The organism is Bradyrhizobium sp. (assembly GCF_047605465.1).
In the GTDB taxonomy this organism is placed as follows: domain Bacteria; phylum Pseudomonadota; class Alphaproteobacteria; order Rhizobiales; family Xanthobacteraceae; genus Bradyrhizobium.
In genome coordinates this window covers 224,640-249,557 of record NZ_JASGFS010000005.1, presented here as the reverse complement: position 1 = coordinate 249,557, position 24,918 = coordinate 224,640, and the positions used below count along the sequence as shown (strand labels likewise).

Annotated in this window: 22 protein-coding genes and 1 pseudogene; 7 read left to right on the top strand and 16 right to left on the bottom strand. The window is 65.4% G+C overall.

Going from position 1 to position 24,918, the window contains the following annotated elements:
- Positions 1–102 precede the first annotated feature (102 nt).
- The gene (gene mazG, locus QM712_RS08080; protein ID WP_415022539.1) at positions 103–921 is read left to right on the top strand and encodes a nucleoside triphosphate pyrophosphohydrolase; all 819 of its coding nucleotides are present in this window, start codon (positions 103–105) and stop codon (positions 919–921) included.
- Complete coding sequence (locus QM712_RS08075) at positions 918–1,394, top strand: GNAT family N-acetyltransferase (protein WP_415022538.1); 477 nt, start codon at positions 918–920, stop codon at positions 1,392–1,394. The genes mazG and QM712_RS08075 overlap by 4 nt, the downstream gene beginning before the upstream one ends.
- Positions 1,395–1,582: 188 nt before the next feature.
- Here QM712_RS08075 and hflX read toward each other — a convergent pair whose 3' ends face one another.
- The 4 genes and pseudogenes from hflX to QM712_RS08055 form a co-directional block, all read right to left on the bottom strand.
- A complete protein-coding gene (gene hflX / locus QM712_RS08070; protein ID WP_415022537.1) occupies positions 1,583–2,968 on the bottom strand; it encodes a GTPase HflX in 1,386 nt (461 codons plus the stop codon).
- Positions 2,969–2,979: 11 nt separating this feature from the next.
- Positions 2,980–3,228, bottom strand: a complete 249-nt coding sequence (gene hfq / locus QM712_RS08065) for an RNA chaperone Hfq (protein ID WP_007591126.1) — start codon at positions 3,226–3,228, stop codon at positions 2,980–2,982.
- Positions 3,229–3,476: 248 nt separating this feature from the next.
- Positions 3,477–4,847: a sigma-54-dependent transcriptional regulator gene (locus tag QM712_RS08060; RefSeq protein ID WP_092301233.1), complete on the bottom strand. Its 1,371-nt coding sequence runs from the start codon at positions 4,845–4,847 to the stop codon at positions 3,477–3,479.
- A 17-nt stretch (positions 4,848–4,864) separates the two neighbouring features.
- Positions 4,865–7,259: pseudogene (locus QM712_RS08055) on the bottom strand (ATP-binding protein).
- A gap of 188 nt (positions 7,260–7,447) precedes the next feature.
- On the opposite strand from QM712_RS08055, the gene QM712_RS08050 reads away from it, so the two are divergent.
- On the top strand, positions 7,448–7,594 hold the full coding sequence (locus tag QM712_RS08050) for a hypothetical protein (RefSeq protein ID WP_415022536.1): 147 nt from the start codon (positions 7,448–7,450) through the stop codon (positions 7,592–7,594).
- 169 nt (positions 7,595–7,763) lie between these two features.
- On the opposite strand, the gene ntrC is transcribed toward QM712_RS08050, so the two are convergent.
- The 3 genes from ntrC to dusB are packed head-to-tail and all read right to left on the bottom strand — an operon-like array spanning position 7,764 to position 11,389.
- A complete protein-coding gene (gene ntrC / locus QM712_RS08045; RefSeq protein WP_415022535.1) occupies positions 7,764–9,206 on the bottom strand; it encodes a nitrogen regulation protein NR(I) in 1,443 nt (480 codons plus the stop codon).
- Positions 9,207–9,215: 9 nt separating this feature from the next.
- The gene (locus QM712_RS08040; RefSeq protein WP_415022534.1) at positions 9,216–10,391 is read right to left on the bottom strand and encodes a two-component system sensor histidine kinase NtrB; all 1,176 of its coding nucleotides are present in this window, start codon (positions 10,389–10,391) and stop codon (positions 9,216–9,218) included.
- On the bottom strand, positions 10,388–11,389 hold the full coding sequence (gene dusB, locus QM712_RS08035; protein WP_415022570.1) for a tRNA dihydrouridine synthase DusB: 1,002 nt from the start codon (positions 11,387–11,389) through the stop codon (positions 10,388–10,390). Before dusB ends, QM712_RS08040 begins: the two co-directional genes overlap by 4 nt.
- A gap of 281 nt (positions 11,390–11,670) precedes the next feature.
- On the opposite strand from dusB, the gene QM712_RS08030 reads away from it, so the two are divergent.
- Genes QM712_RS08030 through QM712_RS08020 form a run of 3 tightly spaced genes read left to right on the top strand, consistent with a single transcriptional unit; the run spans position 11,671 to position 14,283 of the window.
- The gene (locus tag QM712_RS08030) at positions 11,671–12,867 is read left to right on the top strand and encodes a bifunctional 2-C-methyl-D-erythritol 4-phosphate cytidylyltransferase/2-C-methyl-D-erythritol 2,4-cyclodiphosphate synthase (RefSeq protein WP_415022533.1); all 1,197 of its coding nucleotides are present in this window, start codon (positions 11,671–11,673) and stop codon (positions 12,865–12,867) included.
- 3 nt (positions 12,868–12,870) lie between these two features.
- Positions 12,871–13,482: a CinA family protein gene (locus QM712_RS08025; RefSeq protein WP_415022532.1), complete on the top strand. Its 612-nt coding sequence runs from the start codon at positions 12,871–12,873 to the stop codon at positions 13,480–13,482.
- 27 nt (positions 13,483–13,509) lie between these two features.
- Complete coding sequence (locus tag QM712_RS08020; protein ID WP_415022531.1) at positions 13,510–14,283, top strand: alpha/beta fold hydrolase; 774 nt, start codon at positions 13,510–13,512, stop codon at positions 14,281–14,283.
- 31 nt (positions 14,284–14,314) lie between these two features.
- Here QM712_RS08020 and QM712_RS08015 read toward each other — a convergent pair whose 3' ends face one another.
- The 4 genes from QM712_RS08015 to lipA all read right to left on the bottom strand — a co-directional run bounded on the left by QM712_RS08015 (position 14,315) and on the right by lipA (position 17,171).
- Positions 14,315–15,091 carry a mechanosensitive ion channel family protein gene (locus QM712_RS08015; RefSeq protein ID WP_415022530.1) on the bottom strand — a complete coding sequence of 259 codons (777 nt, stop codon included), beginning with the start codon at positions 15,089–15,091 and terminating at the stop codon, positions 14,315–14,317.
- A gap of 114 nt (positions 15,092–15,205) precedes the next feature.
- Entirely contained in the window at positions 15,206–15,385 is a 180-nt protein-coding gene (locus QM712_RS08010) for a hypothetical protein (RefSeq protein WP_415022529.1), read from the bottom strand.
- Between the two features lie 352 nt (positions 15,386–15,737).
- On the bottom strand, positions 15,738–16,208 hold the full coding sequence (locus QM712_RS08005) for a type II toxin-antitoxin system RatA family toxin (RefSeq protein WP_415022528.1): 471 nt from the start codon (positions 16,206–16,208) through the stop codon (positions 15,738–15,740).
- 6 nt (positions 16,209–16,214) lie between these two features.
- Entirely contained in the window at positions 16,215–17,171 is a 957-nt protein-coding gene (gene lipA, locus QM712_RS08000; protein ID WP_415022527.1) for a lipoyl synthase, read from the bottom strand.
- Positions 17,172–17,301: 130 nt separating this feature from the next.
- Here lipA and QM712_RS07995 point away from each other — a divergent pair, with 130 nt between their 5' ends.
- Entirely contained in the window at positions 17,302–17,916 is a 615-nt protein-coding gene (locus QM712_RS07995) for a DNA-3-methyladenine glycosylase (protein ID WP_415022526.1), read from the top strand.
- An 88-nt stretch (positions 17,917–18,004) separates the two neighbouring features.
- Here the strand turns inward: QM712_RS07995 and QM712_RS07990 are convergent, their stop codons facing one another.
- From QM712_RS07990 to QM712_RS07970, 5 genes are all read right to left on the bottom strand, one after another.
- Positions 18,005–20,881, bottom strand: coding sequence for a valine--tRNA ligase (locus QM712_RS07990; protein WP_415022525.1), 2,877 nt, complete (start codon positions 20,879–20,881; stop codon positions 18,005–18,007).
- Positions 20,882–21,010: 129 nt separating this feature from the next.
- Entirely contained in the window at positions 21,011–21,787 is a 777-nt protein-coding gene (locus tag QM712_RS07985; protein ID WP_415022524.1) for a PopZ family protein, read from the bottom strand.
- Between the two features lie 303 nt (positions 21,788–22,090).
- Complete coding sequence (locus QM712_RS07980) at positions 22,091–23,479, bottom strand: TolC family outer membrane protein (RefSeq protein WP_415022523.1); 1,389 nt, start codon at positions 23,477–23,479, stop codon at positions 22,091–22,093.
- Positions 23,480–23,684: 205 nt separating this feature from the next.
- Complete coding sequence (locus tag QM712_RS07975) at positions 23,685–24,350, bottom strand: protein-L-isoaspartate O-methyltransferase family protein (protein ID WP_415022522.1); 666 nt, start codon at positions 24,348–24,350, stop codon at positions 23,685–23,687.
- A gap of 140 nt (positions 24,351–24,490) precedes the next feature.
- Positions 24,491–24,640 carry a hypothetical protein gene (locus QM712_RS07970; protein ID WP_415022575.1) on the bottom strand — a complete coding sequence of 50 codons (150 nt, stop codon included), beginning with the start codon at positions 24,638–24,640 and terminating at the stop codon, positions 24,491–24,493.
- Positions 24,641–24,918 lie beyond the last annotated feature (278 nt).

Here is a 24,918-nt window from a genome sequence, read left to right as displayed (position 1 = left end):
CCGGCGCGCCAATCGGTGGAAATCGGTCCATTCCGCCGCGCCCCGCTGGGAACGGCGGGCCGCTTTTGGCATAAGGCTGGGGAGCCAGGAGACGCCCCCGCAATGACCCCTTCCCGCGACATTTCCCGCCTGATCGAGATCATGGCGGCGCTGCGTACGCCCGTGACCGGCTGCCCCTGGGACCTCGAGCAGAATTTCGCGACCATCGCGCCCTATACGATCGAGGAAGCCTATGAGGTGGTCGACGCGATCACGCGCGATGATCTCGGCGACCTCTGCGAGGAGCTCGGCGATCTCCTGCTGCAGGTGGTGTTCCACGCCCGGATGGCGGAGGAGCAGAACGCTTTCGCTTTCGGCGACGTCGTCGAGGCCATCACCCGCAAGATGATCCGGCGTCATCCCCACGTCTTCGCCGACAGCAACGGCAACCTCGCGCCCTCGCACGTCAAGGAGCTTTGGGATCGCATCAAGGCCGAGGAGAAGGCCGAACGCGCCGCTCGCCGGCCGCCGGAAGAAACGCCGTCGCACAAATCGCTGCTCGCGGGCGTGAAGGTCGGCCAGCCGGCGCTGACGCGGGCCATGGAGCTTCAGCGCAAGGCGTCCACCGTCGGGTTCGACTGGAACGATCCGCGCGCCGTGCTGCAGAAGATCCGTGAGGAAACCGACGAGATCGAGGCCGCGCTCGACCGCAACGACAAGCAGGAAATCGCCGAGGAGACCGGCGATCTGATGTTCGCACTCGTCAACCTCGCCCGCCATGTCGACGCTGATCCGGAAGCCGCGTTGCGCGCGACGAATGCGAAATTCGAGCGGCGCTTTGCCTATATCGAGCGCAGCCTGGAAGCTCGGGGCCGCACGCTCGAGCAGGCGTCGCTGCAAGAAATGGATGCGCTCTGGAACGAAGCCAAGACGGCGTCATGATGGAGGCGCGCAAGGTGGAGATCAGGCAGGACGACCCGACGGCACGATACGTCGCCGACCTGCTGGCGCATCATCTGGAAGAGCTGCGCAGCGTCATGGGCGAGCACGCGCAGGCGCTGGATGCGAGCGGTCTTTCGGCCGCAAGCGTGACGTTCTGGACGGTCTGGCAGGGCGACGTGCTGGCCGGCTTCGGTGCTCTCAAGCAGCTGGATGAGACGCATGGCGAGGTGAAGTCGATGCGCGCCGCACCGGCTGCGCGTGGGACCGGCGTCGGTCGTGCGATCCTGCACCACATCATCGCCGAAGCCCGCAAGCGAGGCTATACGCGCCTCAGCCTGGAGACCGGCACGGCACCGCTGCACGCGCCCGCCATCTCGCTCTACCGCAGCGCCGGCTTCGTATCCTGCGAGCCGTTCGAGGACTATCAGGCGAGCCCGCACAACCAGTTTCTGCGTCTCGATCTATCCAGATAATTCGGCTCATCGCGGCGATGGAATGCGAGGTGCGAGGAGCAATCCCCGCGCGCTATCGTCCTGGCGAAAGCCAGGACCCATTACCCCAGGCAATGGTTCGGCGAGAGCCCTTGGCCGCAAGCAGGTCGGAGACTGCGCTGCCTTCGGCAGATCACGCGCAGTATGGATCCCGGCTTTCGCCGGGACGATTACGTCGCCGACAGATGCGGTACGGCGTCGAAGCGCGATACCACGATGTCCCGCTTGGTCTCGTCGACCCGCACGGTCATATCGAAGCGGCCGTCGTGCAGCTCCTTCGCCAGCACCTCGGCATTGCGATGAAGCCACGAGATACCGGCGCCGTCGGCGGCGTCGATCGAGAGATCGAGCGTGGTGCGGCTGGCCGCGAGCCGCTCCTCGATCGCAGCGAGCAGCGCGTCGATGCCCTCGCCTGACACCGCGGAAACGAGCATCGCCGGATGATCCTCCGGCCGGCGCGCGGCGATGTTCAGCAGCTCCTCGCGTTGCTCCGCGTCGAAGCGATCGATCTTGTTCCAGACCTCGATGATGCGGCCGGAATCGTCCGGGTTGATGCCGAGCTGGCGCAGGACCGCATCGACGTCGCTCTGCTGCGCCTCGGCGTCCTCGTGCGAGATGTCGCGGACATGCAGGATGACGTCGGCCTCGAGCACTTCCTCCAGCGTGGCGCGGAAGGCCGCGACGAGCTGGGTCGGCAGGTTCGAGATGAAGCCGACCGTGTCGGACAGCATCGCCTTGCCGCCATGCGGCAGGCTGAGCGCGCGCAGGGTCGGATCGAGCGTCGCGAACAGCATGTCGGCAGCTTGCACGTCTGCACGCGTCAGGCGGTTGAACAGCGTCGACTTGCCGGCATTGGTGTAGCCGACCAGCGCCACCACGCGATACGGCACGCGCTGGCGGCCGGCCCGATGCAGCCGGCGTGTCGCCTGCACCTTCTTCAGTTCGCCTTCGAGCTTGGAGATGCGTTCCTGGATCAGGCGGCGGTCAGCCTCGATCTGCGTCTCGCCCGGGCCGCCCATGAATCCGAAGCCGCCGCGCTGGCGTTCGAGATGGGTCCACGAACGCACGAGGCGCGAGCGCTGGTAGTTGAGGTGAGCGAGCTCGACCTGGAGCGAGCCTTCCTTGGTCTTGGCGCGGCGGCCGAAGATCTCCAGGATCAGCCCGGTGCGGTCGAGCACCTTGGCGTGCCATTCCTTCTCGAGATTGCGTTGCTGGATCGGCGACAGCGCGCAATCCATCACCACGAGTTCGACCTCCAGGCCCTTGATCAGTCCCGAAATCTCCTCGACCTTGCCTTTGCCGATATAGGTCGCAGGCCTGATCTGGCTGATCGGCGCGATGATCGTGTCCGCAACGACGAGATCGATCGCGCGCGCGAGGCCCGCGGCTTCATCGAGCCGGGCCTCGGCGTCTCGCAGGACATGACCTTCCGATTGCGCGTCGGCACCTCCAGCGCGCACCCGCAAATAGGGGCCGATGACGAGCACCCGCCCCGTTTGCCTAGCCCCTGCCGACCGCGGACGGTCAGCCTCCCCGTCGAAATTCCGGGGGTCCAATCAGATCACTCTCAAGCCGGCTGGTCCTCGCCGCCTTCGAACAACTGGATCGGAGCGCCCGGCATGATGGTCGAGATCGCGTGCTTGTAGACGAGCTGCGAATGACCGTCGCGCCGAAGCAGCAAACAGAAATTGTCGAACCAGGTCACGATGCCCTGGAGCTTCACTCCGTTGACCAGAAAGATCGTCAGTGGCGTCTTGGTTTTGCGAACGTGATTAAGGAAGGTGTCCTGTAGGTTTTGTGCGCGGTCTGCCGCCATTGTTTTTGTCTCGCTTTGAGTTTCTTTTTATTGCGCCGGTTGCGACCCTCTTCTGAAAAATCGGGGTCTCTTCCGGTTGCTGTCCCTCATGAGATCCCCCTCGGAGGTCCAGCGGTACGATTAGAGGACAGGTGGCTCTATTAGGCAAGCCGCTTCACACGGCAGACCGCCTCCGAAAGCTCCGAAAAACTACGGAAATCGATGATTTTCCTCGCTTATCCCTCAGGTGTGACCGCAAGGCCCCGGCCTCAGCCGACGCCGAGCGCCTTCAATTTCCGGTGCAAGGCCGAGCGTTCCATGCCGACGAACTCGGCTGTCCGCGAGATATTGCCCGAAAACCGGCTGATCTGCGCGATCAGATAGTCGCGCTCGAACACTTCGCGCGCCTCGCGCAGCGGCAGGCCCATGATGTGCTCGCCATTGTTGCTGGTCGGCATCGCCGGCACCATCGAGCCGACGTCCTGCGGCAGCATGTCGGCGGTGATGATCACCTCCGGCCCGCCGGCGGCCAGAATCATGACTCTCTCAACGTTGTTGCGGAGCTGACGGACATTGCCGGGCCATACGTGCGATTGCAGTACCGCCATCGCATCCTGCCCGATCTGCCGCTTGGGCAGGCCGCTTCCGGCGGAAATCTGCTCCATGAAGTAGTCGATCAGCTCCGGAATGTCTTCGCGTCGCTCCGACAGCGCGGGCACGCGGATCGGCACCACCGAGAGCCGGTGATAGAGGTCCTCGCGGAAATGGCCGGCCGCAATCTCCTCTTCGAGATTGCGCGCGGTCGAGGAGATGATGCGCACGTCGACCTGCACCTTGGCGGTGCCGCCGACGCGCTGGAACGATTGCTCGACCAGCACGCGCAGGATCTTATTCTGGGTCTCGCGCGGCATGTCCGCGATCTCGTCGATGAACAGCGTGCCGCCATGCGCTTCCTCGAGCGCGCCGGGCTTGCGCGGCTGTTCGCCGTTCGACTGTTCGACGCCGAACAGCTCATGCTCCATCCGCTCAGGCGTGATGGCGGCGGCGTTGATGACCACGAAGGGACCATCGGCGCGGCCCGAGGCCGTGTGCAGCGTGCGTGCGGTCAGCTCCTTGCCCGCGCCGGCCGGGCCGACGATCAGGATGCGGCTGTTGGCCTTGGCCGCACGCTCGATGGTCTGGCGCAGCTGGTTCATGCTGGGCGAACGGCCGACGAGCTGGCTCGCGCTCGGGGCGAGCTGTTTCAGCTCCTTCACTTCGCGCTTCAGGCGCGAGTTCTCCAGCGCGCGGGTCGCGACCAGGATCAGCCGGTCGGCCTTGAAGGGCTTCTCGATGAAATCGTAGGCGCCGCGCTTGATCGCGGCCACTGCGGTCTCGATGTTGCCGTGACCGGAGATCATCACGACCGGCAAATCGGCATTGTCCTTCTTGACCTGCTCGAGGAGCTGCAAGCCGTCGAGCTTCGAGCCCTGCAGCCAGATGTCGAGGAACACCAGATGGGGCCTGCGATTGGCGATCTCGGCCAGTGCCGAATCGCTGTCGCGCGCCGTCCGGGTGACGAACCCCTCGTCTTCGAGAATGCCCGCAACGAGATCCCGAATATCGGCCTCATCATCGACAATCAGAATTTCACTTGCCATGGGTCGCGCCTGTCTTGTCAGCTGCCTGTTGAGGCTTCGATCTTCGTTGAATCATTGGTCTTTTTCAGCCGGCTCTTTGGTTTCGGCGGCCGGCTCTTTTGTTTCCTGTTTCTCGACGGCGGCCGCCGCCGCCGCTTCCGTGATTGATTCCCTGGCTGCGGCCGGCGCCTGCTCGGACGCCTCCGCCTTGGCCGGATGCCCCGTGACGGCAAAGCGCATGCGCATCCAGGCGCCGCGCTGACCTTCGCGGAAATCGGACGCATCCTTCAATTCGATGCGGCCGCCGTGGTCTTCCAGAACACGGCCGACGATCGCGAGGCCGAGTCCGGTGCCCTTGGCGCGCGTCGTCACATACGGCTCGAGCAGCCGGGAACGCGCGACCTTGGGAAGCCCGATGCCGTTGTCGATGACGTCGATCAGCACGTCCTCGCCCTCGCGGGACACGACAACGTCGATGCGGCCCTTGCCGAGCTCCTCCGCAGGGACCTGCTCGATCGCCTCGGTGGCGTTCTTGACGATGTTGGTGACCGCCTGCGAAATCAGCCGCCGGTCGAACTGCGCGCGCAGCGGATCTTCCTTGAACTCGGCCTCGATATCGATTTCGGGATGGGCGACCTTCATCAGGAACACCGCCTGCCGCACGGTGTCGGCGACGTCTTCGCCTTCCATCACCGGCTTCGGCATCCGGGCGAAGCGCGAGAACTCGTCGACCATGCGCCTGATGTCGTCGACCTGGCGGACGATCGTATCGGTGCACTGGTCGAAGATCTGCTTGTCCTTGTCCTCGGTGATGCTCTTGCCGAACTTGCGGCGAATACGCTCGGCCGAGAGCTGGATCGGCGTCAGCGGATTCTTGATCTCGTGGGCGATGCGGCGCGCGACGTCGCCCCAGGCCGAGGTGCGCTGCGCCGAGACCAGTTCGGTGATGTCGTCGAGTGTGATGATGTAGCTGTCGTGGGGCTGGCTGGTCTTCTCCGCGCTAACGCGGACCGACAGATTACGTTCCTGCGCGTCGCGCGTGATCGTGATCTGGCCCTGCACCAGACGCTGGGTCCCTTCCCGCGCCGTCTTCATCATCTCGTCGAGTTCGGGCAGCACGTCGGAGAGCGAATGGCCGAGTGTTTCGGCTTCGGAGTGTCCGATCAGCTTTTCAGCCGAACGGTTGAGGATGCCGACGCTGCCGGACGTGTCGACGCCGATGATGCCGGCGCTCGCCGAAGACAGCACCGCCTCGATGAAGCGGCGGCGGCTGTCGATGAGATCGCTGGCGTTGACGAGCTCGTCGCGCTGGCTGCGCAATTCCTGCGTCATCTTGTTGAAGGTCTCGCCCAGCTGGGCCAGGTCGCCTTCCGACTGATGCACGGGCACCTTGACGTGCAGGTCGCCGGTCGAGACCGTATGCGCCGCGTTCATCAGCCGCCGGATCGGGGCCACCAGTGAATTGGCGAAGTTGAGGCCGATCAGTACCGACGCCATCAGGATGGTCAGCGCGATCACCGCGAACATCAGCGCGAAGGCGACCTGGATGCCGAGACGGCGCGACTCGATCTGGGCGTATTCGGCGACGCTGACCTCGGTCTGCTTGAGCTGGTTGACGACGTTCGGATCGAGCGGCCGCGCGACATAGAGGAAGGTATCGTTGAAGGCGCGCAGGCGGATCACCGCCGCGACGAAGCTCGCATCCGGCAGCACCGCGATCTCGGGCTCGGACTCATTGACGTTGCTCAGGAAGTCCGGCGCGGGCGGCGAATAGGCCAGCCGCATCCCGGTCTCCGCCGATTCCAGGATGTTGGTGTTCTTGTCGATGATCATGGCTCCCGGCAAGTTGCGGGAACCGGCGCTGGCCGTGAGCAGCTCGCGGAACGACCGGCGATCCTGGTCGTAGAGCGGCCGGGCATGCGCGATGTCGTTGGCCATGCCGATGATGTCGCCGCGGATCAACTGCGCGTGATCCTGCATGTAGGCGCGCGCGATCGTCAGCGAATTCTGGATCACTTCCTTGGTCGGCCCGGAGAACAGCCGGTCGAGACCGCGCTCGATCGTCACGTTGGCGACGACGGCGACCAGCACCGCCGGCAGCACCGCCACGATGGAGAACAGGCTGACGATCTGGACGTGAAGACGCGCGGCCGCCCTTCCCCGCCGGCGGGCCAGGATGAGCTGCCACAGCTCGCGGACGATGATGCCGACCAGCAGCAGGATCGTGCCCGCGTTGATAAGATAGAACGAGCGGACCACCTCCGGCGTCGGATCGATCTTGGTCAGACCGGTCAGGACCAGGAAGGTCAGGAACGCCGACAGCAGCGCCAGCGCCACGGCGAACGGCGCAAGCCAGCGCCGGGCCGACCAGCGCCGGGGCTCTTCGGCTGGGGCCGTGTCAAAAGCTGCGGCCGAGGTGTCTGCGCTGGTCATTCCGGCAATGGAGGTGCTGAAAACGGGTGTCCGCGGACGGCGGATACTGATGCATTCCTACCACAATGTTGCCGAATTGCGACAATTCCGCGGCGCGCTCCCCGCGATGCACCGGCGCATCCACAGCCGATGCCGGGTCGATTGCGGGTTTCCCGGAACGGATGTCCGGTAGTTCGGCTTAACCCCGCATGGACAGGTTCTTTCTCGCAATCATGGTGTCGGCGGTTCTGTTGATGATCGTGGCCGCCGATCTGCTGGTCAACGGCCCGGTGATCCAGGACCCTACGGCAAGCATGGCCAACGCCATGCCGGTCTCGAGCCGGCTGGTCAGGTGACGTGCGACACCGAGGTCTGCGGCCGAATGACCAATTCTTATGTTCCGGCGGAACATATCCGCGCGCTTCCGACTTCTGCTCACCGTGCCGGCCAAGGCGGCCTGCGCGATCCGGACAGGCTCAGCTCCGCTTTGGTAGGGGGAGCTGAGCCACCGTCCGTTCGGAAAGACTAGCCCCCGCTCCGATACACTTGGATGTCCAGATCACGGATCTTCTTCCGCAGCGTGTTGCGGTTGAGGCCGAGCAGGTCGGCGGCGCGGATCTGGTTGCCGCGGGTCGCGGCCAGCGCGGCCGTGAGCAGCGGCACCTCGATCTCCTTGAGAATGCGATGGTAGAGGCCCGGCGGCGGCATGCCGTTCGGAAAGCCCTGGAAGTGCGAGGACAGATAGGCCTCCACGGCGCCACCGAGATTGTCGACGCCTTGCTGTACCGCCGCGCCTGGGCTCACCGAGGGTGGCGCGAGCTCGCCGTCGATGACGGAGGCCGTGATCACGTCCTGCGGATAGAGTGCCGCCAGCCGGCGCGCCAGGTTTTCGAGTTCGCGGACGTTGCCGGGCCAGCGGTGCTGCTTCAGCCGCTCCAGCGCCAGCGCGTCGAGCTTCTTCGGCGGCAGGCCGTCCTTCTCGGCGAGCGCGAAGAAGTGCCGCACGAGATCGGGCAGATCCTCGATGCGCTCGCGCAACGGGGGTAGCCGCAGCGGCACGACGTTGAGTCGGAAGAACAGGTCTTCGCGGAACAGGCCCTGCTGGATCAGGACGCGCAGATCCTTGTTGGAGGCCGCGACGATGCGCACGTCGGTCTTGATCGGCGTGCGGCCGCCGACGGTGGTGTATTCGCCCTGCTGCAGCACGCGCAGCAAGCGGGTCTGCGCCTCCATCGGCATGTCGCCGATCTCGTCGAGGAACAGCGTGCCCCCCTCCGCCTGCTCGAACCGGCCGGAGGCGCGGGTGTTGGCCCCGGTGAACGCGCCGCGCTCATGGCCGAACAGTTCGGATTCGATCAGGTCGCGCGGGATCGCCGCCATGTTGACCGCCACGAACGGGCCATTGCGACGCTTGCCGTAATCGTGCAGCGCGCGCGCGACCAGTTCCTTGCCGGTTCCGGACTCGCCCGTGATCATCACGGTGAGATCGGTCTGCATCAGGCGCGCGAGCACCCGGTAGATTTCCTGCATCGCCGGCGAGCGGCCGACCAGCGGGATCGCCTCCATCTCGGCGTCCTCGTCCGGCGTCGAGGTCCGCTCCTTCGGCTCGGCGAGCGCGCGGCCGACGATGGCGATCAGCTCCTTTAGGTCGAAGGGCTTCGGCAGATATTCGTAGGCCCCGCGCTCGGAGGCGCGGATCGCCGTCATGAAGGTGTTCTGCGCGCTCATGACGATGACGGGCAAATTCGGCCGCATCTTCTTGATCCGCGGCAGCAGGTCGAAGGCGTTCTCGTCGGGCATCACCACGTCGGTGATCACGAGATCGCCCTCGCCCTGACTCACCCATCGCCACAGCGTCGCGGCATTGCCGGTCAGCCTAACTTCGTAACCGGCGCGGGAAAGTGCCTGATTGAGAACCGTGCGGATGGCGGTGTCGTCATCAGCAACGAGAATGCTACCTGCGGGCATCGTTAATCCTCATTTTGCCCCCTGTGACGCAGACGACGACTTCCCGGCAGAGCCGTCGCGACTGCTTGGATCGGTGTGTTTGGCCGATGTCGAGTACATCGGCATCAGCACGCGGAAGGTGGTCTTGCGCGGCTGAGACTCGCATTCGATGATGCCGCCATGATCCCCGACGATCTTTGCGACGAGCGCCAGGCCGAGACCCGAGCCCGTCTGCTTGGTGGTCACGAAGGGATCGAACAGGTTGGGCAGAAGATCGTCCGGCACGCCCGGTCCGTTGTCCCTGACGCAGAATTCGAGCGGCAGGGATACTCGGGATTTTTGACCGGGCACTGACAGGCGCACGCCGGGGCGGAACGCTGTGGTGAGCTGGATCTCGGCGTCGGGCACGTCGATCAGGGCTTCCGCGGCGTTCTTCACCAGATTGAGGAACACCTGGATCAGCTGATCCTGGTTCGCCAGCACCGGCGGCAGCGACGGATCGTAGTCCTCGATGAACCGGATGTTGCGGGCAAAGCCGGACTGCGCCAGCCGCTTCACGTGATCGAGTACCGAATGGATGTTGACCGGGCCGCGCACCACGGGACGCTCGTCGCCGAACACCTCCATGCGGTCGACCAGCGTCACGATGCGGTCCGCCTCGTCGCAGATCAGCCGCGTCAGCATGCGGTCCTCTGACGAGGCCTGCTGTTCGAGGAGCTGCGCGGCGCCGCGAATCCCCGAGAGCGGGTTCTTGATCTCGTGCGCGAGCATCGCCGCCAGCGCGATCACCGAGCGCGCGGCGCTGCGGTGGGTGAGCTGCCGGTCCATCTTGTCGGCGATGGTGCGCTCCTGCAGCATCACCACGATGTGCCCGGGCCGCTCGGTGAGCGGGGCGACGTGGAGATCGACCTGCCGGTCGCCGCCCATGCGCGGCGTGCCCAGATCGACCTTGTATTCGTTGACCGGTGAATTCGACGAGCGCACCTGGTCGATCAGCGCCAGCAAGGGACTGCCGAACGGCACCAGTTCCTTCAGCGACTGCCGCTTCAGAAACTGCGTCGAGATCTCGAAGAACGCTTCGGTCGCGATGTTGGCGGCGACGATCTTGCCGTCCGGCCCGATCATGAGCACGGGATTGGGCAACGCATCCAGGATCGCGTCGCTGTCGGACGGGATCGGCCGACGATGGTCAGCAGCTGAGCTCATGCAGCAGCGCTCCATGCGAAGTCGTCAAAGGCATCTTGCAGTGACTGGTGGACCTGGCGTGGATCCTCGGAGGTGAGGATCGTCTGACGCCACGCCTTGAGTTTTTCCACCGGCGCGCGGCTCGTGTCGGCTGCGACGTCGAGCGCCCAGCCGAGGTGCTTGCGTGCATGCCGCAGACCGACGCGCAGGCCGTAGAGGGCGCAGACGCCCTCGTAGAGCGTGCGGACATAGGCGAGCTGCAGCTCGAGCGACGGCACGGCTTCCTCTGCCCCGCCCATCAGGCGCCGGCCGATCTGGCCGGGCAGCCAGGGCTGGCCCTGCGCGCCGCGGCCGATCATCACGGCGTCGGCGCCGGAGGCCTCCAGCGCCGCGAGCGCCTTTTCGTAAGAGGTGATGTCGCCGTTGACGACCAGCGGAATGGAGATCGCCTGCCGCACCGCGCGGATCGCATCCCAATCGGCCTCGCCCTTGTAGAACTGGCATCGGGTCCGGCCGTGGACGGTCACGAGCCTGACGCCGGCAGCTTCGGCGCGGCGCGCCAGTTCCGGCGCGTTGCGGGTGCGGTCGTCCCAGCCGAGCCGCATCTTGAGCGTGACCGGCACTTTCACGGCCGCAATCGTCGCTTCGATCAGGCTCTCGGCGTGGTCGAGATCCCGCATCAGGGCCGAGCCCGACTGACCGCCGGTGACATGGCGGGCCGGGCAGCCCATGTTGATATCGATGATGTCGGCGCCTTCCGCTTCCGCGATCCGGGCGCCTTCCTGCATCCAGTGCGCCTCGCAGCCGGCAAGCTGGACCACGTGCGGACCGATGCCGGTCGCTTCGCAGCGCAAACGCGACATCCGGTGGCCATTGGCGAGCTCGTCGCTGGCGGTCATCTCAGACACGACCAGGCCTGCCCCCAGCTCGGCGGCGAGCCGGCGCACGGGCGAGTCGGTCACGCCCGACATCGGCGCCAGGAAAACCGGGGTCGCGACGTCAATCTCGCCTATTTTCAACGCCTTAGAGCCTGATACTGCCGAGCCGGTCACAGGGGTCTCGTTGGGTGGGCAGGGCCTCATCGCGCCTGCCATGACTTATCTTGCGCACAATTCTTGTGCAGTCAAGCGTCATGCCTACAGTTTAGACAGTTCTGCAGATCTTTCAAGTGCAGTGCAGCAAATTGCTGTTTCCCACAATCCGGGGAAACCCCCTTTTTTTGCGGGCCTGCCGTGCTAGAGGCATGCCGGCAATCACCCCACTCCCCGACTCTTCACCAGCAACTGAGTATTCGAGTCCTATGGCGAAATCTGTGCGCACGGCAGTTGTTCTCGTCGCAGCCGGTCGCGGCCTGCGCGCCGGCGCAGGCGGGCCGAAGCAATACCGCTCGATCGGCGGCCAGCCCGTGATCTATCGAGCCATGGAGCCGTTCAGCCGTCACCCGGACGTGTTCGCGGTGCAACCGGTGGTCAACCCCGATGACAGCGCCATGTTCAGCGCCGCAGTCGCTGGGTTGAAGCACGAGGCGCCGACCAATGGCGGCGCAACGCGCCAAGCCTCGGTGCTCGCCGGCCTCGAGGCGCTGGCGAGGCACAAGCCCGACATCGTCCTCATCCACGATGCCGCGCGCCCCTTCGTCTCGGAAGGCGTGATCTCGCGCGCGATCGAAGCGGCAAGCCGCACCGGCGCCGCGATCCCCGTCGTCCCCGTGACCGACACCATCAAGATCACCGGCGAGAGCGGTGACGTCGAGGGCACGCCGGACCGGGCGCGATTGCGAATCGCGCAGACGCCGCAATCCTTTCGCTTCGACGTCATCCTCGAGGCGCATCGTCGCGCGGCAAAGGATGGACGCAGCGATTTCACCGACGATGCCGCAATTGCCGAATGGGCGGGATTGACGGTCGCAACCTTTGAAGGCGATGTTGCCAACATGAAGCTCACCACCCCCGAGGATTTCGTGCGCGAGGAAGCGCGCCTGGCGAGCCTGCTCGGCGACATCAGGACCGGCACGGGCTATGACGTGCACGCCTTCGGCGAAGGCGACCACGTCATGATCTGCGGCGTGCGCGTGCCGCACAGCAAGGGCTTCCTGGCCCACTCCGACGGCGACGTCGGGCTGCATGCGCTGGTCGACGCCATCCTCGGTGCGCTCGCCGACGGCGACATCGGCTCGCACTTCCCGCCGAGCGATGCGAAGTGGAAGGGCGCCTCCTCCGACCAGTTCCTGAAATACGCCATCGACCGCGTCGCACAGCGCGGCGGCCGTGTCGCCAACCTCGAGGTCACGCTGATCTGCGAGCGGCCGAAGATCGGCCCCCTGCGCGACACCATGCGCGCACGCATCGCCGAGATTTCGGGCGTCGACATTTCCCGCGTTGCCGTGAAGGCGACGACGAGCGAGCGGCTCGGCTTCACCGGCCGCGAGGAAGGCATCGCGGCGACCGCGAGCGCCACCGTCCGGCTGCCGTTCAACGAAAAGAGCTGGAGCAACTAGGTCATGGGCGGCAGCGACGCACGCGCCCTCTCCCGCTCGCTGCTCGACCTGTGCCGGATGCGCAAGCTGACGATCGCGACGGCTGAGTCCTGCACCGGCGGCCTCGTCGCCGGCGCGCTGACCGACATCCCCGGCTCGTCCGATGTGATCGATCGTGGCTTCGTCACCTACTCCAACGATGCCAAGCGCGCGATGCTCGGGGTCGAAGCCGGCACGCTCACGAATTTCGGCGCCGTCAGCAAGGAGACCGCAACGGCCATGGCGGTCGGCGCGCTGGAGCGTGCCGGCGTCGACCTCGCCGTCGCGATCACCGGCATCGCCGGTCCCGGCGGGGCCACGCCCGGAAAGCCGGTCGGCCTCGTGCACTTCGCCGCCGCCGCGCGCGACGGCCGTATCATCCACCGCGAGCACCGCTTTGGCGCGATCGGCCGCACGGCGGTTCGCCAGCGCTCGGTGGTCGAGGCTCTGCGCATGCTGATGGACCTTGCCCGCGGCCCGCAAGCTCCGGCCAAGCCGCGCCGTGCTGCCGCAGCGACCCGCCTGCGCCCCCGCGTCACGCGCTCGCCGCGCCGGCACGTGGTCAAGCGCAGGACGCCGCGGTCTCCGCGCGCCTGAGGTCCGGCAACCGCGGCAAGGCAAGCGATGAAGTCATTTTGGCTGGCGAAGGCAAAAGCCAATCTGCTCTATCACGACATCCCCGGGCACGGTTCTCCGCTCGTCTTCATTCATGGACTGGGATGCGCGTCGTCCTGCGATTATCCGGCGGTCGCCGCGGATCCCGCCCTGGCCGGCAGGCGCATGCTGCTGGTCGATCTGCTCGGATCGGGCTTCAGCGACCGGCCCGCCGGTTTCAGCTACACCGTGGCGGACCATGCGCAGACGATAGCCGATGTCGTGACGGAGATCGCGCCCGGAGGTGTCGATCTCTTCGGTCACAGCATGGGCGGAGCGGTCGCCATCATGGCCGCAAGGCTGCTCGGACCCTGCGTTCGCACGCTCATTCTGGCAGAGTCCAATCTCGACCCCGGCGGTGGAGCGTCCAGCCGGAAGATCGCTGCGATGTCCGAGGCGGATTACGTGGCGCAGGGACACGAGGTGCTGATCAGGGCGTCCCGGCTCGACGGCAATATCGCCTGGGCTGCATCGCTGGCGCTCAGCGCGCCCATCGCGGTTCATCGCGCCTCGCGATCGCTGGTCGCCGGCTGCGATCCGACGTGGCGTGCCATGCTTCTCGAACTGCCGATCCCGCGCAGGATGATCTTCGGCGAGCTGTCTCTTGCGAGCAGCTCCGACGCGACACGGCTGCCCCGAGAAGGCATCGACGTTGAGATTATCGCGAAGGCCGGCCACGGGATCGCTACGGACAATGCCGCAGGGCTGGCTTCCGCGATCCGCCGGGCACTGCCTATGGACTGACGTCCTGCGAGATCGCCATCCGGGCGACGGCTTACGCTGCCGCGAGCAGCGCGCTCGCATGGTCGAGCACCCGCTGCTTGACCGCATCGGCATCGGATGGTTTCACCTTCGCGCTCACGGTCAATTCCACGACGGGCGCCGCCGGATCGGCGGCGATGACCTTCGATACATTCACAGACGGCGCGGCGTGATCGTCGACACGGGGGTCCTCCCGCAACTCCTTCAGGATCTGATCTGCCAGCGTATTGGCCGATCCCGCCCTGACCGGGAACGTCACCTTGACTTCGCCCGTACCGGGATAGGCGCTGTGATTGACGATAGCCGCGCCCCACACCTGCCCGTTCGGCAGCAGGATCTGCGTGTTGTCGGGTGCGACCAGCTCGGTCATGAACAGGGAGAGCGATCGCACCTTGCCGGCCTTGCCGCCGACCTCGACGTCATCGCCGATGTGAAACGGCCGGAACAGCAGCAGCATCACGCCGGCCGCGAGATTCGACAGCGTGCCCTGCAATGCCAGGCCAATGGCGAGAGATGTCGCGCCCAGCACGGCCACGAGGCTGGCGGTCTGGATGCCGAAGAGCTGAAGCACGGCGATTCCGACCACCGCCAGCACGGCATAGCGCGTGACGCTGGACACGAAAAAGGTGACGAGCGGATCAACCTTGTGCGCGACGCTCAGCACGCGCGTGACGAAGCGCTGCATTGCGCCTGACAGGTACCAGCCGACGGCGAGCAGCAAAATGGCATAGATGGCATTCAGCCCGTACAGGACGAGCGAAGCCTTCAACGTGTCGAAATTGATCGTCATGGCGTCTCCAACCGGGCACAATCGGTCGAAAACGCTTCGGCGCGGAAAATGATCCCATTCTGCAGACGCGAATGGCCGGTGGACCGGCGCTCACATCTCAGCGCGATCGCGCGATCATTGTCTCACCCGTTTGGTCCCGTGCATGACGGGAAGCTTCTCCTCGATCGACTTGGCCAGCACCGTGCCCGTGGTACGGCCGAGTTCCTTCGCGATCATCGTGATTGGTTTCGTGCCCGCGAGCGATCGAAGCTTGTTGAGCTCCTCCGCGCTCCAGGACTGCTTCCAGCGTGCCATGTCTCCCGGTCCCGCATAGTCCCCCATCCACCGACTCGTACTTTAGTTGAGCGCCCCAACAAATGCAGCTTTGCCGGTGTGCCTCTCACGGCAATGGGTGTTCCGCGAGCATGTCGCGGTTTGGCACAAACTGCACTTGCCAAGGTTTCGCCGAGCGCAGGTTGATTGCGGATCGCGCTGCGCCGAGGATAAAACTCCCGAGCGGCAGGCCGGTTCAGCAACGTCCTCTAAAATCCGCGCGAAACCTGCCGAAATGTTTCACGATCGCGTTGAGGCGCCGCACTATCCGGAGATGGGCAAGGTCGTCGATCGCGCCTGCAATGGCGATGTGGGACGGATGCGCCCGCCGGGTCTATGACGACGCCAGCTTCGGCCGCCCGTAAATCGCATCGGCCCGTTTTTCGAACGCAATGGAGAAGCGCGCGAATGCGGCGTCGAACATCGAACCCATCAGCAGCGCCAGCATGCGGCTCTTGAATTCATAGGCCAGGAAGAAGCCGACGTCGCAGACGCTCTCCTCCTTGGGTTCGAACGTCCAGCGGTTCTCCAGATTGCTGAACGGACCTTGCTGATATTCGACGAGGATCTTCAGGTTGGCGCGGTCGAGGGTCACGCGGCTGGTGAAGGACTCCTTCACCAGCTTGAACGACACCGTCATGTCGGCGACCAGCACCTCGGTGCCGTCGGGCTTCGCCATCCGTTGGCGCACCTTCAGCGCGCTGCACAGCGGCACGAACTCCGGATAGCGCTCGACGTCGGCGACCAGATCAAACATCTCGGATGCGCTGTGATTGACACGGCGCTTGCTCGAAAATCGGGGCATGGCGGTTCAGCGGGCGTGTGCGGCCCGCGCAGCTTTCAGTCTCGCGAAATCCTCGCCGGCATGATGCGACGAACGGGTGAGCGGGCTCGCCGACACCATCAGGAAACCCTTGGTGTAGGCGATCTTCTCGTAGGACGAGAACTCGTCCGGCGGCACGTAGCGCATCACCGCGTGATGCTTGCGTGTCGGCTGGAGATACTGGCCGATGGTCAGGAAGTCGACGTCCGCCGAACGCAGGTCGTCCATCACCTGCTGCACCTCGTGGCGCTCTTCGCCGAGGCCGACCATGATGCCGGACTTGGTGAAGATGGTGGAATCGAGCTCCTTGACCCGCTGCAGCAGCCGGATCGAATGGAAGTAGCGCGCCCCGGGCCGCACCGTGAGGTAGCGCGACGGCACCGTCTCGAGATTATGATTGAAGACGTCGGGCCGGGCCGCGACGACGACCTCCAGAGCACCCTCCTTGCGGAGGAAGTCGGGCGTCAGGATCTCGATCGTGGTCGAGGGACAGGCCGCGCGGATGGCGCGGATGGTCCTGGCGAAATGCTCGGCGCCGCCATCGGCAAGGTCGTCGCGGTCGACCGACGTAATGACGACGTGCGCAAGCCCGAGCTTGGCGACGGCCTCGGCGACGTTGTCCGGTTCGGCCGCATCCAGCGCATTGGGCAGGCCGGTCTTGACGTTGCAGAAGGCGCAGGCGCGGGTGCAGGTGTCACCCATGATCATGAACGTCGCGTGCTTCTTGTCCCAGCACTCGCCGATGTTCGGGCAGCCCGCCTCCTCGCACACCGTGTGCAGGCCGTTGGCGCGCACGATGTTGCGGGTGTCGGCGTAGCCGCGCGTGTTCGGCGCACGCACGCGAATCCAGTCCGGCTTCGGCGGCGAAGCGGAATCGGGGCGATTCACCTTTTCGGGGTGACGCGGGCGCAGCGGGTTCGAGATCGTGTCGACAATGACGACCATGGGATGTCCGGTCTGTTCGGGTCCTACGTAATCGGTATCGCAGGGCATCGCAACCCGGCTCGCCCTGCTTCAGGGAACATGGCAGATATGGGGAATAACCTGCTCCGCTCTCAGGCGATTCTCATCTCGAATGGCTCCAAGAACCGTGCCCAGGCCGCCCTCCTCCACACCCCGTCTCGGCAAGCCGCTCAAGCGCGGCTTTTTTGCGCGCAGCGTGCACCAGGTCGCGCCCGACCTGATCGGTGCGACCATGCTGGTCGACGGCGTCGGCGGCCTCATCGTCGAGGTCGAGGCCTATCATCATACCGAACCGGCGGCGCACTCCTACAACGGGCCGACGCCGCGGAACCAGGTGATGTTCGGCCCGCCCGGCTTCGCCTATGTCTACCGCTCCTACGGCATCCACTGGTGTGTGAATTTCGTCTGCGAGGAGGAAGGCTCGGCCAGCGCCGTGCTGATCCGCGCGCTGGAGCCGACCCACGGCATCGCCACGATGCGCCGCCGCCGCCATCTCCAGGACCTGCATGCGCTGTGTTCGGGACCGGGCAAGCTGACCGAAGCGCTCGCTATCACCATCGCGCACAACGCCCTGCCGCTTGACCGTCCTCCGATCGCGCTGCATGCGCGGACGGAGGACGTCGATGTGGCCAAGGGAATCAGGATCGGCATCACCAAGGCCGTCGAGCTGCCCTGGCGCTATGGTGTCCGAGGCTCGAAATTCCTGAGCAAGCCGTTCCCGAAATAGTCGTCGCTCCTAAGCACGTCGCAACGTGAACCCGGAACCTCGCGATTCCCGGTCTGGTCCTACGGACCAGCCGGAATGACGGCGAGAACTACGAGACCTGCTTCAGGCGTTCCTGCGCCTCGAGCAGCTTGGCCTTGCGCGCCAATGCCGCTTCGCGCTTCTCGCGCTCTTCCTCGACGACCTCTTCCGCCGCGTTGGCGACGAACTTCTCGTTGGCCAGCTTGGATTCGGCGCGCTTGATATCGGCCTCCGCCTTGGCGATCTCCTTGTCGAGGCGGGTGCGCTCGGCGGCAAGATCGATCACGCCTTTCAGCGGCAGCGCGGCGACCTCGCCGCGCACGAGGAGCTGGACCGCGCCATCGGGGGCGCGATCGGCGAAGGCGATGTCGGACAACCGCGCCATGCGCTTGATGACGTCGGTCCAGCGCGGCACGCGCTCCCGGGTCTCGGCCGAGGCGCCCGCAAGCACCAGGGCCGTCAGGGTTGCCGGCGGAATGTTCATCTCGGCGCGCACCGACCGAATCTGCGTGACGAGGTCGATCACCCAGCCGATCTCGGCCTCCGCCGCGGGATCGGTGAAGTCGGCATGGTCGAAGATCGGCAACACCCACGCCGGCGAGACGAACGGATCGGTCGGCCCGGCGGCCGCGGCAAGCATCGCAAGCTGTTCCGGCGTCGGCGCGGCCGGCTTCAGCGGCCATGGCGCCAGCGCCAGCATGCCCTCGCGTTTGGCCGTCACCTCCCACAGCTCTTCGGTGATGAAGGGCATGAAGGGATGCAGCAGCTTCAGGATCTCGTCGCGCGCCCAGGCGACCATGGCGCGGGTCTCGGTCTTGGCTGGACCGTCCGGGCCGAGCAGAACCGGCTTGGCAAGTTCGAGATACCAGTCGCAATAGACGTTCCAGACGAAGCGGTAGATCGCGCCGGCGGCATCGTTGAATCGATACGCCTCGATGGCTTCGGTCACCTCGCGCGTGGTGTGCGCGGTCTCATGCGCGATCCAGCGGCTCAGCGTCTCCTTGGCCTTCGCCGGCTCGAAACCCTCGGGCACGGCGCAGTTGTTCATCTCCGCGAAGCGCGAGGCGTTCCAGAGCTTGGTCGCGAAGTTGCGGTAGCCCTCGACGCGGCTGGTGGCGAGCTTGATGTCGCGCCCCTGCGCCGCCATCGCGGCCAGCGTGAAGCGCAGCGCGTCAGCGCCGTATTCGTCGATCAGGTTGAGGGGATCGATGACGTTGCCCTTCGACTTCGACATCTTGGCGCCCTTCTCGTCGCGGACGAGGGCGTGGATGTAGATCGTCGAGAACGGCACTTCCTTCATGAAGTGCAGGCCCATCATCATCATCCGGGCGACCCAAAAGAAGATGATGTCGAAGCCGGTGACCAAGGCGTTGGTCGGATAATAGCGCTTCACCTCCGGCGTGTCGTCCGGCCAGCCGAGCGTGGAGAACGGCCACAGCGCCGACGAGAACCAGGTGTCGAGCACGTCTTCGTCGCGCGTGATGAAGCCCTCGCGCTTGTTGCGGTCGAGCGCCATCTCGCGGCCCTGCTCGGGCGTGATCACTTCCTGCTCGACGTAATAGCCGAGCGCGTGGCTGATCGCCTCCTCCTCGGTCTCGGCGACGAACACCTTGCCGTCAGGCCCGTACCAGGCGGGAATCTGGTGGCCCCACCAGAGCTGGCGCGAGATGCACCAGGGCTGGATGTTCTCCATCCATTCGAAATAGGTCTTTTCCCAGTTCTTCGGCACGAAGCTGGTCTCGCCCGAGCGCACGGCCGCGATCGCAGGCCGCGCCAGCGTCTTGGCGTCGACGTACCACTGGTCGGTCAGGTAAGGCTCGATCACGGTGCCGGAGCGGTCGCCGTGCGGCACCATGTGCGTGTGAGGCTCGATCCGCTCGACGAAGCCGAACGATTCCAGCCGCTCGACGATGCGCTTGCGCGCCGCGAAGCGGTCGACCCTGTGAAACTCCTCGGCGAATTGCGAGGCGCCTTCGGGCAGGTCGCGCAGATAATCCTCGTTGTCGAGGAGATCGAGACAGCCTTCCTTGTCGATGACGCTGATCCGGGCCAGGCCGTGGCGGTTGCCGACCTCGAAGTCGTTGAAGTCGTGCGCCGGGGTGATCTTCACCGCGCCCGAACCCTTCTCGGGATCGGAATAGTCGTCGGCGACGATCCTGATCTTGCGGCCGACCAGCGGCAGGATCACGTTCTTGCCGACCAGCTTCTGATAGCGCTCGTCATCGGGATGCACGGCCACGCCGGTGTCGCCGAGCATGGTCTCGGGGCGCGTGGTGGCGACGACGATGAAGCTCGAGGGATCTTCGGGACTGAAGGTCTTGCCCTCGATCGGGTAGCGCAGATACCAGAGGCTGCCCTTGACCTCGGTCTGCTGCACCTCGAGATCGGAGATCGCGGTGAGCAGCTTGGTGTCCCAGTTCACCAGCCGCTTGTCCTTGTAGATCAGGCCATCGCGGTGCAGTTCGACGAACACCTTGACGACGGCCTTGGACAGGCCTTCGTCCATGGTGAAGCGTTCGCGCGACCAGTCGCAGGACGCGCCGAGCCGCTTGAGCTGGTTGATGATGGTGTCGCCGCTCTCGGCCTTCCACTGCCAGACCCGTTCCAGGAACTTCTCGCGTCCCATCTCGCGGCGACCGGGCTGCTGACGCTCCATCAACTGCCGCTCGACCACCATCTGGGTGGCAATGCCGGCATGGTCGGTGCCTGGCTGCCACAGCACATCGCGGCCGCGCATGCGCTCGAAACGGCACAGGACGTCCTGAAGCGTGTTGTTGAGGGCGTGGCCCATGTGCAGCGAGCCCGTCACGTTCGGCGGCGGGATCACGATGGTAAAGGGCGCTGCGTCGCGGCGGTCGGGCCGGCCGGCCTTGAAGGCAAGGCCATCCTCCCAGACGACGGAGATCCGGGCTTCGATATCGGCGGGCTGGTAGTTTTTCTCGATCATGGGGCGCTAGAAAGCCGCGCGCGGGGTGCAAGTCAACGGAAAGCTCAGCGGCAAGAGCGCTTTCCGGCCCGATCAGCGGATCAGATAAAACACGAAAGCAGGGCGTTATCGGGGCCGAGCGATCCGGCCCTACCGCCCTCCGCGCGAGACCCTTTCGATTTCGGCCTTCACGATGCGTTCGACGAGGCCCGGCAGGTTGTCGTCGAGCCAGGACTTCAGCATCGGCCGCAGCATTTCCTTGACCAGGTCCTCGAGCGTCCGCGCGTTGCTGCTGAGGACGGTATGAGCCAGGGAGTTGAAGGCGGATTCAACCGCCGACACCGTCGTCTGGGCGAGGATCGGCTGCTGCGGCGGCAGCGGCGGCGTATCGAAGTCCACCGGCGCGTAGGACGGCGCCGGACGGGGCGGAGGCGGCGCTTCGTCGAATTCGAGATCGTCCCGGGGCTCGACCTTGCGGAAGCTCGGCGGTGGCGGTGGAGGTGTCGGCGCCGGATCCATTGCCATGTCGTCGGTCAGTTCGAGCACGTCGGGTTCAGGTTCAGGCTCGGGCTCAGGTTCCCGGGCGCGGACTTCCGGCGCCGGCGTAGCATCGTCCAGACCGGCCAGCAGGGCATCGATATCGTCCTGGCTGTTGGGGGCTGCTGCCGCGGCGGGCGCGGCTGGCGGCGGCGCGGGTTTCGCGGCTGGCGGTGGAGCGGGCTTTTCGGCGGCCGGCTTGGCCGGTGCGACCTTGGAAGGTGGAGCGTCGTTCATCGCCTGCGGCCTCGGCGGCGGTGCCGCGGGTGCCTTCTCGGGTTTGGCGGCTTCGGTCGGCGGCGGCTTGGCCTCGTCGTCGGCAATGATGCGCCGGATCGAGGCCAGAATCTCCTCCATCGAGGGTTCTGTGACCTTTGCAGGCTGCGTCATCTCCGACTCCACATCATCAACGCCCTCGCATGCGTTGTTTTACACCAAGCTCGACAGGATTGGCCGGTTCCGGACGAGCGGCCGGACATTTTCGTCGCGACAGCCTGACTTGTCCCCAGATCGCGGCACAACGTACGGCGGTGCGCCCCTGCCCCCGGTACTCACGCGTTACACGTACGATATCGACTGCGGGCGAATCGACCCGCAACGTCCTGGCAAGGCTATGTCAGGGATTTTGATGATTGCAAGCAAACCACTGGTCAGCCTCGCCTGTTGTTCGCGAGGCCGACCCGATTGCGGCGATCAGCGTCCGTCGGGCGTGCGCACGCCTGCCCAGCTGTCACGAACCTGCTGGTAGTGAACGGAGGGATCATAGACCGTGGTGTTGAGGCCGAGCACCTGCGGTGCGAGCCGGCCGACCGCGTTGAGCACCGAATAGGACGCGACCACGCGGTCGTGCTGCGCGGTGACGAGCGCGACCCGCGCGTTGACCAGGGCCTGCTGCGCGTTCAGCACGTCGAGCGTGGTGCGCTGTCCGGCCTTGGCTTCTTCGCGCACGCCGTTCAGCGCGATCTCGGAGGCGGTGACCTGAGCCTGCGCGGACTGAACCTGCGCCTTGCCGGCTTCCAGCTGTCCCCAGGCCTGCACGACGTTGGCGCGGGTCTGATCCCGGGTGGTTTCGAGATTCAGGCGCTGCTGTGCCAGATTCTCTTTCGATTGACGGATCAGCGAATACTCCGCGCCGCCCTGGTAAATCGGCACGCTGGCCGTCGCGATCGCGGACGCGGTATTCGTTCGGAAAACCGTCAGGGTCTGCTGGTAAGCCGTGCTGACGCCGGCCTGCAGCGTGACCGTGGGCAACAGCGCGCCCTCGTTGATCTTGACCTGGAGGTAGTTGACGTCGATGCCGTACATCGAGGCCGTGACGCTGGGGTTCTCCACCAGACTGAGATTGACGGCGGAGGCGATCGATGCGGGCAGGAAGCGATCGACCGGGGAGCCCGGAGCAAGGTTGGTCGGCTCGTTGCCGATGATTCGGCGGAAGTTCGCGCGCGTCGTCGTGAGATTTGATTCGGCGGTCAGCGCCTGGGTCTTGCCGGCGGCAAGCTGCGCTTCGGATTGCGCCACGTCGGTTCGCGTCACCTCGCCGACGTTGAAGCGGTCGCGCGTCTGCTTCAGCGTCTGTTCGAGCACGCGCACGTTGCTGCGCTGAACTTCGAGAGTCGCCGCATCGCGCAGATAGTCCATATAGGCCGTGGCGGCCTGCAGGAGGACCGTCTGTTCGAGGACACGGAGTGCCTCGCGGGATCCCGAGACCTGGCTCTCCGCCGCGCGCGTCCTGTTGGCGGTCTGACCGCCGTTGTAAAGCGTCTGGTTGACGGTCAGGCTGGCGCTATTGGCCTGCAGGGGGTCGTTGTGGAGCGGGGCACCCTTCTGCACCGCCTGGATATCCTGGTATTGATAGCCGGTGGCGAGGGTCAAATTGACCTTGGGCCGATAGCCCGACAGCGCCTGCGGCACGTTTTCGTCGGTCGAGCGCACCTGGGCGCGCTGTGCATTGAGCTGCGGGTTATTCTGATAGGCGCGTACCAGCGCAGCCTCGATCGTGTCCGCCAACGCGGGCGTCGGCCCGGCGAGAGCTAGCAGCAGGACCGAAACCGCAGCTCCGGTGAAGAGCTTCACCCCAAACATCCCTGAAATTCCGTTCATCTTAGCGTCCGGCTCGTGCCCGCGAGCTGGGTTACCGTCTACCGAGTGGAGTCGTTGCCCCGTAGCAACATAGGACGCGACCGCGCGCGACGGAACTACCTGAGGGCAGTTCCCGGTGGAAACTCTTCACGTGCAGCTTCCCGGCCACACTTCTGATTCAGAATGGGATTTTAACAGCCTAAGCCCGTCAGAAGACGAAGGCGGCGGCCTTTTCCAGCCCCGGAAGGACCGGAGCGGCCGCATCAAACAGGGCCCGATGGCCGAATTCGCCGTGCGATCTGGTCACGATCATCGCCCGCGCCGGCTGGGATTCGGCCGAGACCCCCACCAGGCGCCCGCCCTCCTTGAGCTGGCCGAGGAGCTTTTCGGGAATCACCTCGGACGCGCCGTTGAGAACGATGACATCGTAGGGCGCCGCAGCGGTATCCCCATCGGCGCAGGGCGCAGCCTTGCAGGCGACGTTGGCCAGCCCAAGGGCGGAGATGGCCTCTCCGGCCTTGGCGGCCAAGGCCGAATCGCATTCGGTCGCGGTGACCTGCCGGGTCAGCTTCGCGGTCAGTGCGGCAAGGTAGCCCGTGGCGCAGCCGACGACGAGCACATTGTCGTTCTCGCCGATTTCGGCCGCCTGGAGCAGCTTGGCGGTCAGGGCCGCCGTGATCAGGAAGCGCTTGGCCGCCCCACCCTCGCTCACATCGAGGTCGAGGTCGAGATAAGCCAGTGCCTGGCGGCTCGCGGGCACGAAGGCCTCGCGCGGAACCGTGAGCATGGCATCGAGAATACGGCGATCGGTGACGTCACTGGCGCGCACCTGGCCATCGACCATTTTTTGGCGCGCGGTCGAAAAACCGGACATTTGCGGACCCTGAAATGCGGCCGATGCCGCGGACGGAAGTTGGCGGCATCTTTGGAACAAGCACGGCGAAAACGCAACAAGACCGTTGGCGCAGAGGCCCGGCCTTTACGCAACCCACCGCATCAGGAACAGAGGCTGGTCTATTCGATCGCGACCGCAAGACGGCCGATCAGCGCCGCCACTTCGTCCAGCCGTGCGGAATCGGGCGTCTCGACCGCGCGCGCGAGACAGGCCAGGCATTCATCGTCGCTGAGTTCGGGAATGTCCGCCGGCAGAATCGAAGGGGCCATGGAACGGTCGACCTGAACGTGTGGCATTGAATCAGCTCCGTAATGATCCGGCGCCAGCAGGCTCGATGCGAATTAAGTCGATTTGGCGCCACCCGCGCGGCGCATCACACACATCTGCTTGAACGCGATTCTGCGCGGGATTTGGGCCTCGCGGCGTTGGGGCAAGGCCGGATATCGACTGCTGCATCAATATACGGATGTAAATCACTGAAATCGCGAGCGAACCCGAAAAAGCAATCGCCAATCGCGATAAACGCGCTCGCCTTGGATCGCCAGGG

What these genes read in the sequence shown, in the direction of transcription:
- mazG (WP_415022539.1), top strand. Translation starts at nt 103, where the DNA reads ATGACCCCTTCCCGCGACATTTCCCGCCTGATCGAGATCATGGCGGCG.
- QM712_RS08075 (WP_415022538.1), top strand. Translation starts at nt 918, where the DNA reads ATGATGGAGGCGCGCAAGGTGGAGATCAGGCAGGACGACCCGACGGCA.
- hfq (WP_007591126.1), bottom strand. Translation starts at nt 3,228, where the DNA reads ATGGCGGCAGACCGCGCACAAAACCTACAGGACACCTTCCTTAATCAC.
- QM712_RS08060 (WP_092301233.1), bottom strand. Translation starts at nt 4,847, where the DNA reads ATGGCAAGTGAAATTCTGATTGTCGATGATGAGGCCGATATTCGGGAT.
- QM712_RS08050 (WP_415022536.1), top strand. Translation starts at nt 7,448, where the DNA reads ATGGACAGGTTCTTTCTCGCAATCATGGTGTCGGCGGTTCTGTTGATG.
- ntrC (WP_415022535.1), bottom strand. Translation starts at nt 9,206, where the DNA reads ATGCCCGCAGGTAGCATTCTCGTTGCTGATGACGACACCGCCATCCGC.
- QM712_RS08040 (WP_415022534.1), bottom strand. Translation starts at nt 10,391, where the DNA reads ATGAGCTCAGCTGCTGACCATCGTCGGCCGATCCCGTCCGACAGCGAC.
- QM712_RS08030 (WP_415022533.1), top strand. Translation starts at nt 11,671, where the DNA reads ATGGCGAAATCTGTGCGCACGGCAGTTGTTCTCGTCGCAGCCGGTCGC.
- QM712_RS08025 (WP_415022532.1), top strand. Translation starts at nt 12,871, where the DNA reads ATGGGCGGCAGCGACGCACGCGCCCTCTCCCGCTCGCTGCTCGACCTG.
- QM712_RS08020 (WP_415022531.1), top strand. Translation starts at nt 13,510, where the DNA reads ATGAAGTCATTTTGGCTGGCGAAGGCAAAAGCCAATCTGCTCTATCAC.
- QM712_RS08015 (WP_415022530.1), bottom strand. Translation starts at nt 15,091, where the DNA reads ATGACGATCAATTTCGACACGTTGAAGGCTTCGCTCGTCCTGTACGGG.
- QM712_RS08010 (WP_415022529.1), bottom strand. Translation starts at nt 15,385, where the DNA reads ATGGCACGCTGGAAGCAGTCCTGGAGCGCGGAGGAGCTCAACAAGCTT.
- QM712_RS08005 (WP_415022528.1), bottom strand. Translation starts at nt 16,208, where the DNA reads ATGCCCCGATTTTCGAGCAAGCGCCGTGTCAATCACAGCGCATCCGAG.
- lipA (WP_415022527.1), bottom strand. Translation starts at nt 17,171, where the DNA reads ATGGTCGTCATTGTCGACACGATCTCGAACCCGCTGCGCCCGCGTCAC.
- QM712_RS07995 (WP_415022526.1), top strand. Translation starts at nt 17,302, where the DNA reads ATGGCTCCAAGAACCGTGCCCAGGCCGCCCTCCTCCACACCCCGTCTC.
- QM712_RS07990 (WP_415022525.1), bottom strand. Translation starts at nt 20,881, where the DNA reads ATGATCGAGAAAAACTACCAGCCCGCCGATATCGAAGCCCGGATCTCC.
- QM712_RS07985 (WP_415022524.1), bottom strand. Translation starts at nt 21,787, where the DNA reads ATGACGCAGCCTGCAAAGGTCACAGAACCCTCGATGGAGGAGATTCTG.
- QM712_RS07980 (WP_415022523.1), bottom strand. Translation starts at nt 23,479, where the DNA reads ATGTTTGGGGTGAAGCTCTTCACCGGAGCTGCGGTTTCGGTCCTGCTG.
- QM712_RS07975 (WP_415022522.1), bottom strand. Translation starts at nt 24,350, where the DNA reads ATGTCCGGTTTTTCGACCGCGCGCCAAAAAATGGTCGATGGCCAGGTG.
- QM712_RS07970 (WP_415022575.1), bottom strand. Translation starts at nt 24,640, where the DNA reads ATGGCCCCTTCGATTCTGCCGGCGGACATTCCCGAACTCAGCGACGAT.